The sequence below is a fragment of the Streptomyces sp. NPDC050738 genome (assembly GCF_040654175.1).
Classification (GTDB): Bacteria; Actinomycetota; Actinomycetes; order Streptomycetales; family Streptomycetaceae; genus Streptomyces.
Genome location: NZ_JBFAHN010000004.1, coordinates 537551 through 554649 on the forward strand (window position 1 = coordinate 537551; position 17099 = coordinate 554649).

A 17099-nucleotide genomic window follows, 5' to 3' on the forward strand; every position below is an offset into this window, starting at 1 on the left:
TAACTCCGCCACAAGAGGCACCCAAGAGGTATCCGACCCCATGGGTGCGGACCCCGGACGAGCGCTGAGGAGGCTGCGTTGAAAGTGGCAGAGTGGGCAATGCGCCCCATCCCTGCGCGGCGGACAGTGACGGTCGGAAAACCGGTGCTGGCACGGATCATGCTCCTGACCAAGGCCCCCCTTCGCCCCCCGGTGAGGTTGGTTCCGCTCCTCACTTTCCGCGGACCCCAGCCCTGATGCGCCGCTCGGCAGCCGACGACCAGCAGGGCCGGAGTGCGCTGTCATGGCCGGGGCGATAGCTGGCGGAGGCGCTGTTGAGGGCACGGAACTGCTTCACACTCTGTAGCCGTACCATCCGTCAATGGCCCGCAACCAGGTGGACAGTCCAGTGACGCTGGCGGTCAGGAGCGTGGTGGCGTCAGTGACCTGCACCGTCGGCGATCATCGGCGGCGAGCCCGCCCCCATGAGCTTGGATCCCACTCCAAAGGGCCCGACGCGGTGTTGTGCTCAGCGGTTCCGTATTGCTCCGGCACCGCGCCCAACAATGTCCCCGAACGGATCGAGGCGTTTGTCGCAGGCGTGCGCCCGGAGGCGCGGAGTCCTGACCGCCTCGCGTGGCATGACCACTGGTCACAGGCTGACCCGACTACGGTCGGTGGGTGCCCTCGACAACGCTCCTTGCCACCGCCCGAGACCTGACTCTTCGTATCCCCGGATCGCAGCAAGCGCTCCGCGCCGCAACACTGCGCGGCCTTGTGCCTCAATCGGTATGGAGGCGAATGCACCCCACCGGTGCCTGGACCGTCGCGGCACCTGACGGGGAGTCATTTGTCTATGTCAGCGGTGATGCCGACGTCATGGCGCGCAAGGTGATCTGGACGAATCTGCGGCACTGGGAAGAGACCACGGTGCCGGTGTTCTACGAGCTCGCCCGCACCGCCCGCCGGTTCGTCGACATCGGTGCGTTCTCCGGTGTCTACACCCTCCTCGCCTGCCGGGCAAACAGCAGTCTCGAGGCTGTGGCCGTCGAACCCAACCCGGTGGCTGCCGACATGCTCGTCCGCAACATCGACGCCAACGACCTCCACGGCCGCGTCACCATCAGCCGCACCGCATTGTCCGATGCCCCCGGGCGTACCCGGCTGAGCGTTCCCGGCGACACGACGGCCGCCTCGCTGCGCCCCTCACCGAGAGAGGTCACCTCCGTCGACGTCGAGGTGACGACCGCCGATCTGCTGCTGGGGGATGAACCCGTCGACCTTGTGAAGATCGATGTCGAGGGCCTGGAACCGCAGGTGCTGCTCGGGATGGAGAACACGATTCGCACCCACTACCCGACGCTGATCGCCGAATGCCTCACCGCGGCCGCGCTCGAAGAGCTCTGGGAGACGGCCGCCGAGTTGGGCTACCGCCATATCCACCACCTCAGCAGCAATGGCCCCGTCCTCGTCACACCCGGAGTGGTCCCACAAGATGCCTACGCGAACTTTCTGATCAGTCGTCACCCCGTCCTGCCCCGCTAGCCACACGCGTGACGACGGGCAAGGGTCGTACCGCGCTCGTTCTCGCCGTGTTCAGTGTCGGCCTGTGCATCGGCGTCACCATGCAAAGCTGCTTGCCTCGCCGCCCACCGCGGTGATGCGACAGGACTCCGGGCGGCCTTGCGAAGTGCACACCCACCGCGGCGTCCCCGGCCACGAGGCCGCCGAGCACGGTCCCTGCGTCGTTGATCGGGCTTTGCGTGCGGGTGCTCACATCTTTGATTCGTCGCGGTGCCGCAGCTGGCTTGGTGCATCAGCTGCGCGACCGCCGAGTCCCTACCCCCACCGTATAGCGGTGCTATACGGTGGGGGGATGAGTAAGCAGCTGAATCTCCGCGTCCCCGACGAGCAGTACGCCGCGCTCCAGGCCCAGGCGCAGGCCAGGGGTACGACCGTGACCTCACTCGCTCTGTCCCTGATCGGCCGAGACCCCCGCCTGGTCCAGCCGCTGGGGGAGGCGGCGCAGAGCCTTTTGTCCGAGGAGGCCATCGACGCTTTCGACTCCGCGTTCGGCGGCGAGGACGAGCAGACCGCCGCCGCGCTTCGCCGCGGACCGAGCGGACAGGCAGCGTGATTCTCTTCGTCGATGTTCCCTGGCTCCTGCAGCGCCAGGAAGAGGTCGTCCCGGAGTCGGCCGACGTTGCGGACTACTCCTCGCTGGACGCCGTCGTCGCCCGGCATCGCTGTGAGACGCCCCGCCTCGGGTACACCCCGGACAGTGCCTGGCGGGCTGCTGCCCTACTTGCCACGATCGTGACTTGCCGCCCCCTGCCCGCTCGCAACGAGCGCTTTGGATCGCTTTGCGCCGTGCAGTACATGCATCTCTGCGGCGAGGGAATCGATGCCCCATTCGGTGAACTCATCAAGCTCTGCGCCAGTCTGCACACCGGAACCGTGGACGTGTTCGGCGTTGCCGCAGCGGTCAGGTCCTGGCGCGTCTGACCCTCGCAGAACGCCTCGCCGCCCGGCCACCTCGCGCACGGCCCGCACGGACCCGGTAGCGATTCAAACCACGTCCACCAGCTTGGGCGCATGGACGAGTGGTCCACTGCCGAGCGCCAGCGCGACGTGTTGGGGATGCGATGCGGCTGTGGCGGGGAAGACCCGGTTGCCCGATCGCGGCGACGGAGCTCGTCCAGGTGGTCACGTGGGACGGCCCGCCCACGGGGACGGTGGACAGACCCGAGGCCGTCAGCCGAAGGGGATCAGGCTGTTGATGCCCCTGCTTGATGCGGTCGAGGCACCGCGAAGCCGCTCAGGCTGTAGGACCGTTGGGGATTCTGGAGCTTGCAACCTTCATCGAGGGCTACATCGACGGCTGGATTCCGGATGGCTGGATCACTCTCGGGCCTTGAGGTGCTGACCTGCGGAGACGTTCGGCGCGTTTCCGAAACCACCATTGTCCGTTTCGGGGGCCCTTTTATGCACATGGGCTGACCTGCAGTTACGCATTTTTCCGCAAGGCCCACGGAGGCGGGGCCTTGTGCGAAACGCGGAGGGATCCTCTGAGTGAGGTCTCAGGTGGTCTCAACAAGGTGTGCGACCGCCACGGATGGCGGTCACAGACAGGGTAGCGGATCGAGGTGAGGCCGTGTGATGCGCCCGTTGCGAGGTCGGTCGGCGGCTGTGGTCACAGCAGTCGGTCTACCAGTCCGTCGACGTACTCCGGGGTGAGCGGGCCCAGGCCGAACAGGATGCGGACGTACATCGGGGCCATTACGTGGTCCAGCACGCCTAGCGCGTCGGGGGCGTTCTCGCCGCGGGCGGTGGCGCGGTCGAGCATGGACTGGAGTTTTTCGTTGCGTTCGGCGAGGAAGGCGTCTCGCGCCTGCAGGCCCTTCTCGCCGTTGCTCGACAGGGCGACGGTCAGGCGCAGGACCGCCAGGCCGTCGGGGCCGGTGATCACGCGGGCCACTTGGGCCGCGTAGGCGCGCAGGTCGCCGACCAGGGTTCCGGTGTCGGGCATGGGTGACTGCTCGTTGAGGCGGGTGAGGGCCACGTCGGTGAGCAGGGTTTCCAGGCTGCCCCACCTGCGGTAGATGCTGCTGTCGGCCACGCCCGCACGCGCCGCAACCTCCGCGACGGTGAACTTGCCGTAGCCGCGATCGGTGACCAGGTCGGTGACGGCCTGGTGCACCGCCGCGCCTACGCGGGCTCCGCGGCCGCCGGGTCGCCGGGCTTGCTGTCGCTCATTCATGGCTCCACCTTAACGCAGTCAGCTCTTGCGTTTACGTAGTGAGCCCGCTTACAGTCACCTAACGCAGTCGGTGGCTGCGTTAGGTGATTGACGATTGAGGGGACTCACCATGGCTGGATCGCCTGCGGCCGTAGGCAGTCGACCGAACCGGGCCGTGCTGCTCGCGGTGACCTGCCTGGGGCAATTCATGGTGCTGCTCGACAACACGATTGTTGGAGCGGCGCTGCCCGACATGCAGCATCAGCTGCACACTCAACTGACCGGTCTGCAATGGATCGTTGACGCGTACGTGCTGCTCGTCGCCATGCTGCTGCTGTCCGGCGGCGTCTTCGCCGACCGGTTCGGCCGCAAGCGGGTGTACCTGGCCGGTGCCGTGGTGTTCACCGCGGCATCGGTGATGTGCAGCCTTGCGCCCTCCGTCGGATGGTTGGTCGCAGGGCGGGCGCTGCAGGGCATTGGGGCCTCGGCGCTGAGTCCTGCCTCGCTGGCTCTGCTCGTCGCCGCTTATCCCGTTCCGCAGGAGCGCATCAAGGCGATCGGGCTGTGGGCCGGATTCAGCGGGATCGGCCTGGCCGCCGGGCCTGTGGCCGGTGGTGTGCTGACCGAGGCCTTCGGCTGGCCCGCCATCTTCCTGGTCAATCTGCCCATCGGGGTGATCCTGCTGGTGGTCGGCCTGCGGCACCTTGGCGAGTCCCGTAATCCGAGTGCCCCCGCTATCGACATCCCGGGGACGGTGCTGTCCGTTCTGGCGGTGGGGGCCATGACCTACGGGTTGATCGAGGGTGGCGCCCGCGGCTGGACCGCACCGGTCATTCTGGGGAGCTTCGCCGCCGCGGTGGTTCTTCTCGCCGCCTTCGTCGCCGTCGAAGCGCGTCGCTCCGCACCGATGCTGCCGCTGCGGCTGTTCCGGCAGCGGCTGTTCACCGTGTCCAACACCGCCATGGTCGTGGTGGGGTTCGCGCTCATGGGGTCGTCGTTCTTCTTCTCCCAGTTCTTCGTGTACGTCCAGGGCAGCTCGATCCTGACCGCCGGTCTGCAGACCCTCCCCATGTCCCTCGGCATGGTGATCGTCAGCCCGTTCGCGGGCCGGCTCGCCGCCCGGTACGGCTTCCGCATCGTGGTCACCATCGGCCTGGCCCTGGCCGGAGGAGGGCTGCTGGCGCTGGGCATGGTGCACGCCGACACCGGCTACGGGAACGTGTGGTGGCGGCTCGGGGTCGTCGGAATCGGCTTCGCCTTGACCATGTCCCCGCTGACCGGCGCCGCCATCCAAGCAGTCAGCCCGCAGGAGGGCGGGCTCGCCTCCGGCATCATCAGCACCACCCGGCAGATCGGTGCCGTGCTCGGTGTGGCCGTACTCGGAGCCGTCGTCCGCAACCGGCAATCCGGCGGCGCCTCGTTCGAGGCCGGCCTCAACAGTGCCTTCGTCGCCGCCGGCGCCGTCACCTTGGCCGCCGCCGTGTTCACCGGCCTGTGGCTGGCGAAGGCTGAGCCTGTGGAAGGTTCGGAGGTATCGCACCGTTCGAAGGAGCGGGATGCGGTCACCTCGTCGAGCTAGGTGGCAACACGATGGGGCGGCCCCCGGGAGTTTCCGGGGGCCGCCCATCGTGTCGCGTCAGGCCGTCGCCTCGCGGTTGAACACCGCGCGGGACCAGGCGTAGCCGAGTACCGCGAGGCCCGCGCACCAGGCCAGGGCGATCCAGCCGTCGTTGCCGATCGACGTGCCGAGCAGCAGGCCGCGCAGCGTCTCGTTGATCGGGGTGAAGGGCTGGTACTCGGCGAACCAGCGCATCACCGTCGGCATCGAGTCCGTGGGGACGATCGCGCTGCCGAGCAGGGGCAGGAGGGTCAGGGGGAGCGGGGCGTTCGACGCGGCCTCCACCGTCTTGGCGCCCATGCCCATCGCGGCCGACAGCCAGGCCAGGCCGAAGGCCAGAAAGAGCAGCAGGCCGATGGCCGCGAGCCACTCGACCGGCGAGGCGGTCGTACGGAAGCCGATCGCGAAGGCGACCCCTGTGACCAGGGCGAGGACCGTCGTGACCTGGATGACGCTGCCGAAGACATGGCCGCTGAGCACCGCGCCGCGGGAGATCGACATCGTACGGAAGCGCTTGATGATGCCCTCCGTCATGTCGGTGCAGACCGACACCGCGGTGGCCACCGCTCCGGAGGTCGCGGTCATCAGGATGATGCCGGGCACGACGTAGTTGATGTAGTCGGCGTGGCTCGTGCCGCCCCCGATGCCGGCGCCGAGCGCGCCGCCGAAGACGTACACGAACAGCAGCAGCATCAGGAGCGGTGTCACGACGATCGAGATCGTCATCGACGGGTAGCGCTGCATGTGCTTGAGGTTGCGGCGCAGCATCGTCATGGAGTCGTGCAATGCGTGCGAGCGGGCGGGGGTGGCGGGGGTGGCGGTCGCGGTGCTCATCGGGCCGACTCCTTCTGTGCGTCGGGGGTGCCTGTGAGGGTGAGGAAGACGTCGTCCAGGTCGGGGGTGTGGACCGTCAGCGACTCGGCCTGGAGGTGTGTCGAGTCCAGGACGTCGAGGACCGCGCGGAGGTTCGCGATCGATCCGTCGCTGGGGATCTGGAGGGTCAGGGACTCGTCGTCCCGGGTCGCCACTCCGAACTGGGCCGCTGCTGCGGTGAGTTGGGTTTCGTGCGCGAACTGCAGGCGTACGTGGCCGCCTGGGATGCGGCGCTTCAGTTCGTCCGGGGTGCCCTCGGCGACCAGCTTGCCGTGGTCGAGGACCGCGATCCGGTCGGCGAGTACGTCGGCCTCGTCCAGGTACTGGGTGGTCAGGAAGATCGTGACGCCCTGGCCGACCAGGTCCCTGATGAGGTCCCACATCACGCGGCGGCTGCGCGGGTCCAGGCCCGTCGTCGGCTCGTCGAGGAAGATGATGCTCGGGCTGCCGACCAGGGTCATCGCCAGGTCCAGCTTGCGGCGCATGCCGCCGGAGAAGGTGGCGACGTTTTTGTGGGCCGCCTCGGTCAGCTCGAAGCGGTCGAGGAGGTCGGCGGCGCGGAGGCGGGCCTCGCGCCGGGGCAGGTGGTGCAGGTCGGCCATGAGGAGCAGGTTCTCCTCGGCGGTGAGCAGGCCGTCCACAGCGGCGAACTGGCCGGTGACGCCAATCTGGCGCCGTACGCCTTCGGGGGACTCGGCCACGTCGTGACCGCCGACCTGGGCCTGTCCCGCGTCCGCGTTGATCAGCGTGCACAGGATCTCGACCGTGGTGGTCTTGCCGGCGCCGTTCGGGCCGAGCAGGGCGAAGATCGTGCCTTCGGGGATCCGCAGGTCGATGCCGTCGAGGACCAGCTTGTCCCCGTACGACTTGCGCAGTCCGACGGCGGAGATGGCGGCCGGGCGGTGGCCGTTGCTGCTGCTGGGGGGCGGGATCACGGGGGCCATGACGGGGAGTCCTCTCTTTGCGCGTACCGGCGCATCCTTGCGACGGGACCCTTGATGGCGCCTCGTTCGCTTTCGATGGCATCAGCTTGGCACATGCATGGCGCCATGTCGAGCCATTGTGGCGCCACGATGGGGGCGCGGGTACGAGAAAGGCGCCCCCGCCCTCGTCAGAGGGGTGCGCGGGGGCGCCTTGTGGGTGGTGCCTGGCTGTGGTCGTGCTTCAACTTCCCGGGCTGCTAGGCGCGGCGGATCACGATGTCGCCGACGCTGGTGCGGCCCCGGACCTCGACCGTCTCCTTGGACTCGCCCGGGCCTTCCGCCGCGCCCATCTCGTTGCGTACGCGGCCCGCCTTGGACCGCACGTCGAGCCAGGCCGCGGAGCCCTCGGCGATGCCGATCTCCAGGGCGCCGGCCGCGCTGTCCAGGGTGATCTGGCCACGTACGACCTCGTCCAGGCGGATGGCGCCATTGGCCGTCTTGGCGGTGACCGAGGACTCGGCGCGTACGACGCTGATGCGGCCGTTGGACGAGCGCACCTGCAGCTCACCGCTGATCGCGCCGATCGCGGTGTCGCCGTTGATGTTCTTGACGTTGGCCGCACCGTCGATCCGGCCGACCCGCACCCGGCCCGACCCGTGGATGTCGGCCTCGCCCTTCGCGTGGTCGACCTCGATGTCGCCGTGCGAGGTCTTGAGCTGTACGCCCGCGGTCTCTTCGAGGGTGATGTCGCCCATGGCCGTCGTCAGGTGGCAGGTCCCGAACTCGCCCTCGGCGACGAGATTGCCGAGGCCCGTCCTGCCCTCCAGGTTCGATCCCGCGGGCAGTTCGACGGTCACGTCGATCGCGCCGAACTTGTTGAAGGGCGAGCGCGTCTTGGGGCCCTTGATGAACAGTTTCCCGTCCGTGTACGTGACCTCGGTGGCCTCGGCGGACAGTACGTCCCGCTTGTTGGCGGGGTCGCCCGGCGTCACCTCGACGACGGTGTCGGTGCGCTTGCCGGCGATGAACCTGGCGTGGCCCATCTCGATCTCGATGGTGGCGGTGAGCGGTCCGGGGGTGGTGAATGTAGGCATGGCTGTGCCGTCCTTTTGGGTGAGTGGCTTTGAAGTGAAGTGAGTTGGAGCGAGGTGAAGGCTTTTCCGTGCGGCTAGCGGACCCAGCCGGTGAACCCCTGGCCCGATGAGGACGTCTGGCTCGGCTTGTCCTTCCGGCGGCCGCCCGCCGCCGGTTCCAGTGCGGTGGTGACCGCCCGGACCAGCCAGGCGTTGACCGACAGCGCCTCGCGGCTCGCGGCCTCCTCGACCCGGGCCTTGAGGTGGGCCGGCGGACGGAAGTTGATGCGCGCCGTGGCGCCCTCCTCGGCCTCGACGGGGGCCGCCGCCGGGGCCGGCGGAGCCTGCGCCGGAGTGGTGGCCTCGTCGAAGTAGTCGGGGGTGGGTGGTGCGGTGACCATGAACTCGGGGTTCATGCCGCGCAGTCGTACGTCGACCGAGCCCGGCGCCAGGTCGCGGGTGACCTCGTCCATCGCGTCGGACAGGGCGTTCAGCAGGGTGAGCCGGGCGGCCGAGTCGAGCTGGGCGGTGAGCCGCTCGGCCAGGGCGCGGGACTCGTCGCCGCCTGCCTCGGCGGCCACGGTGAGCTCGTGGCGGAGATGGTCGACGTACGGGGTGAGGTCCATGACCTAAGAGTGGCACCATCATGGCGCCATTGCAAGTCTTATGGCGCCACGCCTTTGAGTTGGTGGCGCCAAAGGGTGGCAGTACTGGCCCTGCGCGCGCCTGCGCGGGATGATCCGGGCATGGTGCTGTCCCTGCCGCCCGCGGCCTCAGGTGTCGTCAGGACCGGTACGCCCGTCGGGCGCTGGGTGCTGCTCACCACCGTTCTCGGCTCCAGCATGGCCATGCTCGACTCGACCGTCGTCAACGTGGCGCTGCCCCGTATCGGCGCCGACTTCGGCGCGGACATGTCCGTACTCCAGTGGACCGTCAACGCCTACATGCTCGCGCTCGCCGGGCTGATCCTGCTCGGCGGTTCGCTGGGCGACCGGTTCGGGCGGCGGCGGGTCTTCGTGATCGGCGTCGTCTGGTTCGCCGCCGCCTCGCTGCTCTGCGGGCTCGCGCCGAACGCCGGCGTGCTGGTCGCCGCCCGCGCCCTGCAGGGTGTCGGCGGCGCCCTGCTCGCGCCCGGGTCGCTCGCCCTCATCCAGGCCTCCTTCCATCCGGACGACCGGGCCCGCGCGGTCGGCGTGTGGTCGGGGCTCGGCGGGGTGGGGGCGGCCGTCGGGCCCTTCCTCGGCGGATGGCTGGTGGACGGGCCCGGCTGGCGCTGGGTGTTCCTGCTCAATGTGCCGCTGGCCGTGCTCTGCGTGCCCGTCGCGCTGCGGCATGTACCCGAGTCGCGCGACGGGCGGGAGCACGGGCGCTTCGACGTGGCGGGCGCGGTGCTCGGTGCGGCGGCCCTCGCGCTCGTCACGTACGCACTGATCGAGGCACCCGGCGGTGCATCGGCCGTGGTCGTGGGCGCGGCGGTCGCCGGTGTCGTGCTCGGCGCGGTGTTCGTGGCCGTCGAGCGGCGGCGGGCCGATCCGATGCTGCCGCCGGACATCTTCTCCTCGCGCCAGTTCACCGCGGTCAATCTGGTGACCCTGTGCGTGTACGCCGCCTTCGGCGGGTTCTTCTTCCTCTCCGTGCTCCAACTCCAGGTCGTGGTGGGCTACTCGGCACTCCAGGCCGGCACCGCCCTCCTCCCCACCACCGTCCTCATGCTGCTGCTCTCCGCCAGGTCGGGGGAGCTCGGGCAGCGGATCGGCCCGCGTATCCCGCTCACCGCCGGGCCGCTGCTGTGCGCCGCGGGGATGCTGCTGATGCTGCGCGTGGGGGAGGGGGCGTCGTACGCGACGGACATCCTGCCCGCGCTGCTGGTCCTCGGCCTGGGCATGGTGACCCTCGTCGCCCCGCTCACCTCCACCGTCCTCGCCTCCGTCGACGCCGGGCGGGCCGGGCTCGCCAGCGGCGTGAACAACGCGGCCGCCCGCGCCGCCGGGCTGATCGCGGTCGCCGCCCTGCCGCTGCTCGCCGGGATGGGGCCCGAGGCGTACCGTTCGGCGGCCGAGTTCGGCTCGACCTTCCGGCGGGCGATGCCGATGTGCGCCGGGGTGCTGGTGGTCGGCGCGCTGATCGCCTTCGTGACCGTACGGAAGCCGGCGCCCGACTGCCGGCGGCCCGAGTCCCGTACGCACTGCGCGGTCGCCGCGCCGCCGCTGGAGTCCGGACGCGAATAGCTCCGTTCGGCCCAGCACCGGTGTGCTCACCAGGACACCCGGGGCGGACGGCCGCAGGCTGGGCCACAGACCCCGGCACCTGAGGAGGCATGCCCCATGACCGCAGCGGGCGGACTCGCGCTGATGATCATCGGCGCCATCCTGAAGTACGCCATCACCTGGGAACCGAACTGGATCAACCTCAACATCCTCGGCACGATCCTGATGTGGGGCGGGGCCGCGGGCATCGTGCTGGGGGTCCTGCTCACGTACACCAGGCGGCGGCGCATCGACCGCGTGCAGCAGGCGCAGCAGCAGCCTCAGCAGCCGCAGCAGGGCTACGACCAGCGGTATTACCAGGACCCGCCGCCCCCGCGGTAGCCCGCCGAACCCTTCTCGCCCCTGATGCCCGGTGCCCGAGCACCGGGCATCAGGCATGTCCGGGCCGGCCAGTAATGGCTCTGTAATAGCTGCGGCCTAGCTTCCGACTGCCTCACCGGTCGGCGGCCAACTCCCCTCCGTATCGGTCAGGTTCGACCCACACGGCCACAAGCCGTGCCCAACTGCAAAGGGAATGAACCATGTTGCGGAAGAACACCTGGCGCGCAGTCCTGCTCGGTTCCACCATGACCGCCCTGGCCGCATTCGGATCCGGTACGGCGAGTGCCGCCGGCGCACAGACCGCCTCCCTCGCCTGCCACGTCGACGGTTATGTCTGCATCACCACGACCGACGTTTTCGAGCCGACGGTGTACGTCCCCGAAGGGGAGTCCTACACCTTCCTCCGGGCGACCGAGGTCACGAGCATCTCGAACGACACGAGCAAGCTGTACTGCGTCCACGCGGAGTACGGCTTCTCTGTGTCTTCGGGAGCCTCCATCGAGGCGACGCACACGGTGACCAGCCTGGCCCCGACCGCCGGTGGCTGCCTCTCGTAGCCGGCCGGGCGGGCCGCCCCTCCCGCCGCCAGTAATGGCTCAGTAACGGGCTCCTCGTAACTTCGTGCAGCAACCTGGCCGGGCTTGCGGTTGCCCCCCCGTGCTCCGCGGGTCCGGCCGGGCTGTCGTGAACCTGACCCCGGAGGATCTCCCGCTCATGTACCAGTCCAGAAGTCCCAGGCGCCGTGGCGCCGCATGGGCGGTGGCCGCGTTCACGGCTCTCGCCGTGCTCGGCGCGACGCCGTCCGCGATCGCCGCCACCGGGAACGACCCGGCCCCGAAGGCGTCCGCCAAGGTCGACCCCGCTCTGCGCGACGCCGTCGCGAAGGGCAAGGAGTCGACCTTTTTCGTCGTACTGAAGCAGCAGGCGGATCTCTCCGCCGCCAAGGGCAAGAGCAAGCACGCGGACAAGGCGAAGGCCGCCTACTCCGCACTGCGCACCGAGGCCGGCACCTCGCAGAAGTCCCTCGCCGCCTTCCTCGACAAGGAGAAGGTCGGGCACGAGTCGTTCTGGATCGTCAACGCCCTCAAGGTGACGGGTGACCAGAAGCTCGTCGACGAGCTCGCCAAGCGCTCCGACGTCGCGAGCATCGTCAAGCGGCAGGCGTATGCGCTCGACACGACCGAGGCCACCTCGGCCCCGGGCACCAAGGTCGACGACACCTCGGGCGCCACGGCCGTGACCCCCGAGTGGGGCGTCAAGGACATCAAGGCCGACCAGGTCTGGGACCAGTACGACGACCGCGGCGAGGGCATAGTCGTCGCCAGCGTCGACTCCGGTGTGCAGTACAACCACCCGGATCTGGTGGCCAACTACCGCGGCAACAACGGTGACGGCACCTTCTCCAACGACTACAACTTCTACGACCCGACCGGCCAGTGCGGCACGGCCGGCGTCCCGTGCGACAACAACGGCCACGGCACCCACACCATGGGCACGATGGTCGGCAAGAACGGCGTCGGCGTCGCGCCGAACGCCAAGTGGATCGCCGCCAAGGGCTGCACGACGGACGAGTGCTTCGACGACGACCTGCTCAAGTCAGGCCAGTGGATCCTCGCGCCGACCGACCACAACGGCCAGAACCCGCGCCCGGACCTCGCGCCGAACATCGTCAACAACTCCTGGGGCAGCCCGGACACCGGCACCCCCTTCTACACGGACATCCTCGACGCCTGGAACTCCGCGGGCATTTTCGAGGCCTTCGCGGCCGGCAACGACGGCGACGGCGCGACGTGCTCCACGACGCACCCGCCCGGCTCGCAGGCCGACTCCTACGGCGTGGGCGCGTACGACGTCAACGGCAAGATCGCGGACTTCTCCGGCTTCGGCCCCTCGCTGGTCGACGGCTCGATGAAGCCGAACATCTCCGCGCCGGGCGTCAACGTCCGCTCCACCTGGCCGGGCGGCACGTACAACACCATCTCGGGCACCTCGATGGCCACCCCGCACGTCGCGGGCGCCGTCGCGCTGCTCTGGGCCGCCGCCCCCTCGCTGATCGGGAAGATCGACGAGACCCGCACCCTCCTCAACGGGGGCTCGACGGACGTCGACGACACCCACTGCGGTGGCACCGCGGCCATGAACAATGTCTGGGGCAGCGGGAAGCTGAACATCCTGGCCTCCGTCGACGCCGCGCCGCACACCGCCGGCACCCTCTCGGGCACCGCGACCGACGCGGCCACCGGCAAGGCGGCGACCGCCACGGTCACCGTGGAGAGCGCCGGCGTCCAGCGCGTGGTGACCACCGACGCCACCGGCGCGTACAAGATCCACCTGTCCGCCGGTACGTACACGGTCACCACCAGCGGTTACGGATTCACCGGCCGCACCGACACGGTCACCATCGCCGCCGGTGAGACCGAGACCCTCGCCCTCCCGCTGAACGCCGTCCCGCGCCACACCGTCTCCGGCACCGTCCTGGACGTCACGGGCAAGCCCCTCAAGGGCGCCACGGTCTCCTTCATGGACGCCCCGGTCCCCGCCGTCACCACCGGCGCCGATGGTACGTACACCTTCCCGGCCGTCGCCGAGGGCTCCTTCCGCCTCTCCGTCGAGCCCGCCGCCCCCGTGCTCTGCAACGGCAACTGGACCAGCGCACTCACCGTCGACGGCAACGAGACCGTCCAGGCCGCACTGCCGCCGCGCTCCGACGCCGCCGGTACGTACTCCTGCACCCCCGGCGCCTACAGCTGGATCAACGGTCAGACCAAGGTCGCGCTGAGCGGTGACGAGAACGCCAAGGCCGTCGCCCTGCCGTTCCCGGTGAAGTACTACGGAGTCTCGTACACCAGCGCCAACGTCACCACCAACGGCCTGGTGAACTTCCTGTCGGCGCGACTCGGCGACTACGCCAACACCGCGCTCCCCGCCGCCGCGCAGCCCAACGGCGCCGTCGCCGCGTTCTGGGACGACCTGACGATCGACAAGAAGTCGAGCATCCAGACCACCAGCACGGGCGCCACCGGCAACCGCCGCTTCGCCATCGTCTGGAACAACGCGGCGCTCGTCTCCGACACCTCGGTACGCGTCACCTTCGAGGCCGTCTTCGACGAGGCCACCGGCGCCATCACCCTTCAGTACAAGGGGATTGGCACCAGCGCGCAGCAGAAGGGTTCCTCGGCCACCGTCGGCATCGAGAACCAGGCCGGCACGGACGCCCTCCAGTACTCCTTCAACGAGTCCGTCCTCAAGGACGCCTCCGCGATCCGCTTCTCCCCGAAGGCCGCCTGATGAAGAACATCAACCGAAGAGGCCTGCGCCTCGCCTCCGCCCTGGTGGCAGCCGGCCTCGCGCTGAGCGCCGCACCGGCCGTCGCGTTCGCCGACGAAGGCGACAACGGGCTGCTGACCCTCACCGACAGCCAGGCCGACGACCTCTCGCAGCGCGCCCAGCTCGACCCGTACGGCGATGTCACCGGTCAGAAGTACGACCCGCAGCACGCGTCGGTACGCGAGGACGCGGCCACGAAGCCCACCGCTGAGCCCAACGCCACGGCAGACTCGGGCAGTTGGACGGTCAACCAGAAGTCGTCCGTCGAGGGCGACTACGGCATGGTCGCCACCGCCCCGGTCGCCGGCACGAGCGGCGACTACTTCGCGCTCGACGCGCTCGGCCCCGTCCAGCGCCGCACCGCCGACGGCAAGGAGGTGTGGCGGCGCGACAACGCCTCGCTGTACACGGACTGGAAGGTCACCAACACCCGTCCGTGGCAGGCCGAGCCGTACCCGGCGCGCACCGTGATGGGCTACAACGCGGTCGGCCCCTTCAATGTCTCCTCCGACAACGGCTACACCACCGGCGACCTCACCGGCGACGGCGTGGACGACGTGGTCTTCACCTCGGCCGTCGGCTCCTACCCCTACCGCCCGTTCACCTCGCCCGGCTCGACGCTGCCCACCGGCACCTTCGTGACCGTGCTGGACGGCAAGACCGGCAAGACGCTGTGGAGCAAGCTCTACACGGGCGCGTACCAGATCAAGCTGGTCGGCAAGTCCCTGGTGGTCGCCGACTCGCCGTATCAGAACCTGAACGCGGCCAAGACCACCAAGACCACGCTGACCGGTGTCCGCTTCAGTTACGCGGACGGCGCGCTCACCTCCACCGACGCCTGGTCGTACGACGCGGGCGCCGTCCTCGGCGCGTCCTGGGCGAGCCTGGAGCAGCTGGGCAACAGCGGCCTGATCGCCGCCTCGTGGGACCAGCGCAAGCTGAGCGCCGATGCGGCGCCGTCGGGCAACACCCTGGTGTTCGACACCAAGGACGGCTCCGTCAAGTGGCAGGCCACCAACCGCCTTTACTCGCGTCAGCTGCACTACGACGCCGCCCGCAACCGCGTCGTGGCACTGGAGCAGTCGGACCCGAGCGACGGCGTCGCCTACGAGCTCGCCTCGTACGCGCTCTCCGACGGCTCCCGCACCACCCTCGACCGGCGCATCAACGCCCTCCCGCTGGACCTGGTGATCGGCGACATCCAGGGCGGCTCCAAGCCGGAGTACACGGTCAGCGAGGCCACGCTCGACTCGGACATCTTCATCAACGCCAACAACGTGCGCGCCCTCGACGGTGACGACGGCAGCGAGCTGTGGGCCCGCACCATAAAGCGCGACCCGTCCAACGATCATGACGGCGCCGCCGCCTGGGGTCTGGAGGTCGTCGACGGCAAGGTCGTCGCCTCGTACAAGGACGACGCCGGTTTCGCGACCGCCGACAACCGCGGCGCCAGCCGCTTCGGCCGCCTCGCCGTGCTGTCCGGCAGGGACGGCTCGGTCCGCTGGGAGCAGCGCGGCCTGGTCACCTCGCAGATGTGGACGCAGCCCTTCCTGAAGGGGCGCGACTGGCAGCTGCGTACGGTCGACACCAACGAGAACGTCCGCACGTACAACCTGGGCAGCGGCAAGCAGGAGAGCCTCCTCCCGCTGCGCGGCGCGGTCTCCTCGGCGGTGTCCACGGACATCAACGGTGACAAGAAGCAGGACCTGATCGTCGGTGGCGTCTCCAACGGCGTCTTCGCCTACGACGGTCCGTCGATGGTGTCGGGCGTGCCGAAGCCGCTGTGGACGGCGACTGTGCCCGGCCAGGTCCACGCCCTGGTGAAGGCCGACGTCACCGGGGACGGGCGCGACGAGATCGTGGTCGCCGCCGACTCCGCGACCGCGGTGATCGACTCCCGTACGGGCAAGGTCCTCACCACGATCAGCGGCAACGGCCAGTTCGTGCGCACGGTCTCCACCGCCGACGTCAACGGCGACGGCAAGGACGAGATCGTCGTCGCCACCGACAAGGTGCGCGTCTACAGCGGCAGCGGAAAGCAGCTGTGGGAGTACGGCGCCCCGGCGTCCGCGGGCGATGTCGTCTTCGCCGACGTGTCGTTCGCCGACGGCCACCTGTACGCGCAGTACACCAGCCGTGTCGCCGCCGAGGCGGACTCGGTGGCCCCGAGCGTGGTCGGCAATGTCGCCCTGCACGCCAAGAACGGCTCCCTCGACTGGTCCCTCACCCCGAAGGCGGGGGAGGGCACGGACGGTGTGCTCTACGGGACTCCGCTGCGGGCGGGCACGTTCGCCTCGGCCGGGATTCCCTACGCGGACGGACATGCCGTCGTCTTCACCTCGTTCAGCAGGGCCGCCGGCGACGGCGGCCTGACGACCGTCACGCAGATCCGTGACGGCCGCACCGGCGCGCTGCTGCACGAGTTCGTGGGCGGCGGGGTCTGGGGGCTCGGCGGCTGGCTGACCAGTCCCAACGGCCTGATCAAGACCAGCATTGCGGCCCTGACGACCTTCGGCCCGAACGGCCAGGACTCGCAGATGTTCACCTTCGGGGACTCGTACACGGCCGCTTTCGCGACCGGCCCCGGCGGCCGGAAGATCCTTGTCTCGGGCGAGCAGGGCGGCGCGAGCACGTACGACCCGGCCGTGCTCACCGCCGGGAGGGACTACCCGTATCCCGTGGGCGGGATCACCGCGATCGCGGGCCAGGAGATGTTCGTCGCCGACCTGACCGGTGACGGCGTCGACGAGATCGTCTCGCTCAACTTCGACGAGTACGGAATGGACCGCGCGACGGCGCTCGAAGGCGGCGCCTACTCGCTGCCGTTCTCGGCGATGCGCCAGACGGTCACGGCGACGATCGACCCGTCCTGACCCTGTTTTCCATCCCCTCGCAGGCCCCCGGGTTCATGACCCGGGGGCCTGCGCCCATGTCCGGGCCACGAGCCTTGACCGGGGGGAGGGATGCGACATAGCGTCC

General features: G+C 69.5%; 14 protein-coding genes. 9 read left to right on the plus strand and 5 right to left on the minus strand.

What is annotated here, in order from left to right:
* Positions 1-780: 780 nt before the first annotated feature.
* From AB0H78_RS14245 to AB0H78_RS14255, 3 genes are all read left to right on the plus strand, one after another.
* Positions 781-1524 (plus strand): FkbM family methyltransferase, encoded by a 744-nt coding sequence (locus tag AB0H78_RS14245; RefSeq protein WP_363234631.1) that lies wholly within the window; start codon positions 781-783, stop codon positions 1522-1524.
* Between the two features lie 331 nt (positions 1525-1855).
* Positions 1856-2116, plus strand: coding sequence for a hypothetical protein (locus AB0H78_RS14250; protein ID WP_363234632.1), 261 nt, complete (start codon positions 1856-1858; stop codon positions 2114-2116).
* Complete coding sequence (locus AB0H78_RS14255) at positions 2113-2484, plus strand: toxin Doc (RefSeq protein ID WP_363234633.1); 372 nt, start codon at positions 2113-2115, stop codon at positions 2482-2484. The genes AB0H78_RS14250 and AB0H78_RS14255 overlap by 4 nt, the downstream gene beginning before the upstream one ends.
* A gap of 688 nt (positions 2485-3172) precedes the next feature.
* Here the strand turns inward: AB0H78_RS14255 and AB0H78_RS14260 are convergent.
* Positions 3173-3739, minus strand: a complete 567-nt coding sequence (locus AB0H78_RS14260; RefSeq protein WP_363234634.1) for a TetR/AcrR family transcriptional regulator — start codon at positions 3737-3739, stop codon at positions 3173-3175.
* 109 nt (positions 3740-3848) lie between these two features.
* Here AB0H78_RS14260 and AB0H78_RS14265 point away from each other — a divergent pair, with 109 nt between their 5' ends.
* Complete coding sequence (locus tag AB0H78_RS14265) at positions 3849-5297, plus strand: MFS transporter (protein WP_363234635.1); 1449 nt, start codon at positions 3849-3851, stop codon at positions 5295-5297.
* Between the two features lie 57 nt (positions 5298-5354).
* Here AB0H78_RS14265 and AB0H78_RS14270 read toward each other — a convergent pair whose 3' ends face one another.
* The 4 genes from AB0H78_RS14270 to AB0H78_RS14285 all read right to left on the minus strand — a co-directional run bounded on the left by AB0H78_RS14270 (position 5355) and on the right by AB0H78_RS14285 (position 8831).
* Positions 5355-6170 carry an ABC transporter permease gene (locus AB0H78_RS14270; protein WP_363234636.1) on the minus strand — a complete coding sequence of 272 codons (816 nt, stop codon included), beginning with the start codon at positions 6168-6170 and terminating at the stop codon, positions 5355-5357.
* On the minus strand, positions 6167-7153 hold the full coding sequence (locus tag AB0H78_RS14275; protein WP_363234637.1) for an ATP-binding cassette domain-containing protein: 987 nt from the start codon (positions 7151-7153) through the stop codon (positions 6167-6169). Before AB0H78_RS14275 ends, AB0H78_RS14270 begins: the two co-directional genes overlap by 4 nt.
* A gap of 236 nt (positions 7154-7389) precedes the next feature.
* A complete protein-coding gene (locus tag AB0H78_RS14280) occupies positions 7390-8226 on the minus strand; it encodes a DUF4097 family beta strand repeat-containing protein (protein WP_363234638.1) in 837 nt (278 codons plus the stop codon).
* A gap of 74 nt (positions 8227-8300) precedes the next feature.
* Positions 8301-8831, minus strand: coding sequence for a hypothetical protein (locus tag AB0H78_RS14285; RefSeq protein WP_363234639.1), 531 nt, complete (start codon positions 8829-8831; stop codon positions 8301-8303).
* A 120-nt stretch (positions 8832-8951) separates the two neighbouring features.
* On the opposite strand from AB0H78_RS14285, the gene AB0H78_RS14290 reads away from it, so the two are divergent.
* The 5 genes from AB0H78_RS14290 (at position 8952) to AB0H78_RS14310 (ending at position 16993) form a co-directional block, all read left to right on the plus strand.
* Positions 8952-10433 (plus strand): MFS transporter, encoded by a 1482-nt coding sequence (locus tag AB0H78_RS14290; protein WP_363234640.1) that lies wholly within the window; start codon positions 8952-8954, stop codon positions 10431-10433.
* Between the two features lie 96 nt (positions 10434-10529).
* Entirely contained in the window at positions 10530-10793 is a 264-nt protein-coding gene (locus tag AB0H78_RS14295; RefSeq protein WP_363234641.1) for a hypothetical protein, read from the plus strand.
* A gap of 200 nt (positions 10794-10993) precedes the next feature.
* The gene (locus AB0H78_RS14300) at positions 10994-11350 is read left to right on the plus strand and encodes a hypothetical protein (protein WP_363234642.1); all 357 of its coding nucleotides are present in this window, start codon (positions 10994-10996) and stop codon (positions 11348-11350) included.
* Positions 11351-11507: 157 nt separating this feature from the next.
* Positions 11508-14081 carry a S8 family serine peptidase gene (locus tag AB0H78_RS14305; RefSeq protein ID WP_363234643.1) on the plus strand — a complete coding sequence of 858 codons (2574 nt, stop codon included), beginning with the start codon at positions 11508-11510 and terminating at the stop codon, positions 14079-14081.
* Positions 14081-16993, plus strand: coding sequence for an FG-GAP-like repeat-containing protein (locus AB0H78_RS14310; protein ID WP_363234644.1), 2913 nt, complete (start codon positions 14081-14083; stop codon positions 16991-16993). The genes AB0H78_RS14305 and AB0H78_RS14310 overlap by 1 nt, the downstream gene beginning before the upstream one ends.
* Positions 16994-17099: the final 106 nt, after the last annotated feature.